The organism is Rhodococcus sp. EPR-147 (assembly GCF_001647185.1).
In the GTDB taxonomy this organism is placed as follows: Bacteria; Actinomycetota; Actinomycetes; order Mycobacteriales; family Mycobacteriaceae; genus Rhodococcoides.
The window spans coordinates 1-1,419 of sequence record NZ_LVCU01000178.1 but is presented as its reverse complement, the minus strand read 5'-3'; the positions used below and the strand labels follow the sequence as shown (position 1 = coordinate 1,419).

Here is a 1,419-nt window from a genome sequence, read left to right as displayed (position 1 = left end):
GACCACCGACGCGTCGGTCAGTTCCTGGATCGTGACGACATCGACGGCACTGTCGCGGGCCTGACCGACCACGGCATTGGGATCGGCCAGCCCGACCATCAGATTCGCCTGCATGACGCGCAACCGCACGCCCTCGCTGCCCGTCGCGTCCTCGGGTGCCGCGTCCGCCACGTAGAGCGGTGCGTAGGCCACTGCGCCTGCAGCGAGAACCAGGGCGGAGACTCCCGCCAGAACCCAGCGCCGACCGATCAACGCCACCAGGGCACCGACCACCACGGCGATGAACATCAACGGAACGAACGACGCGAGCGCGATCAGAACGTTGACCCGGGTGTCGGTGTAGTAGACGCCCAGTGCCACGAGCCCGGTGGCGATGCCCAGAATGGCGATCGAGCCGGTGAGTATTCGTATCCAGGTTCGCCGCATCCGCCCTAGAGTAGCTACGCTCGCACGCCGCCGACCAACGCTCGGATGGTCGTCCAGGTCATCGACAACAAACCGCGAACCGCCGCGAACGAGAACGCAATGGACCACACCGTTCGTGTCGACGGTTCTTCGACCGGCACTCCGGCGAATCGATCGGACAACCAGTCCAAGGTCAGCGGCGCACCGATCGGGTGCAGCGACAGGTGTTCGCTCAGCCGATCCCGCAGATAGGTCACGTGGGCTCCGGCCTCGATGTACCGATCCACCTGTCCGTCGACGTCGTCGACGGCGATGATCTGATCGTGCACCGATTGAATGACCAGCAGCGGTGCCGTCGGCGCGGTGCGCCCGGGCTGAATATCCAGGAACACCTGCACGATCTCGGGCAGTGCCAACAGATCGGCCAGCGGAACGTCGATGTAGTGGTCCAGGTCGTGCCTGGCCAGTTTGGTCACGGCGCGCACTGTCGTCATCGACTCCACGGAATCGAGAATGCGCATTCCGTCCTCGTTGACGTGCTGACGGATCACCCGATCGAGCTCGGGGTAGGTTCGCCGCAGGCCGGCCACCACCAGTGTCGGCAATGCTGCGTGCAGCGTCGCGTTGAGCCGGGTGAACGCCGAACCCGGATCTCCGACGGGGGAGCCGAGCGCGGCACCGACCAGCTCGATCTCCGGTGCGTATTCCGGTGCCATCTCCGCTGCCCAGGATGTTGCGAGCCCGCCGCCCGAGTAGCCCCACAGCGCGACCGGCGTGCTCTCGTTCAATTCGAGCGGCTCGAACGACAACGCCGCGCGGATGGCGTCGAGCGTGCAGAAACCGGGTTCCTGCGGCGAACCCCAGTGGCCGTCGGGTCCCTCGTGATCCGGGATCGAGATGGTCCACCCTCGGCGCAGGGCGTGCAGTACCAGCAGGAACTCGAACTGTGGGACCGCGCCGAAAGCCCGCGAGCCACGCCGAAGCGCGTAGGACGGGAAGCACGAGGACGCGACG

General features: G+C 66.2%; 1 protein-coding gene and 1 pseudogene. Both read right to left on the bottom strand.

The genetic code is table 11. The features are described from left to right. Positions 1–426, bottom strand: a pseudogene (locus A2J02_RS09045) (endonuclease/exonuclease/phosphatase family protein); the annotation flags it as partial. A 14-nt stretch (positions 427–440) separates the two neighbouring features. Further along, on the bottom strand, positions 441–1,419 hold a 979-nt coding region (locus tag A2J02_RS09040), incomplete at its 5' end, for a lipase family protein (protein WP_068049436.1).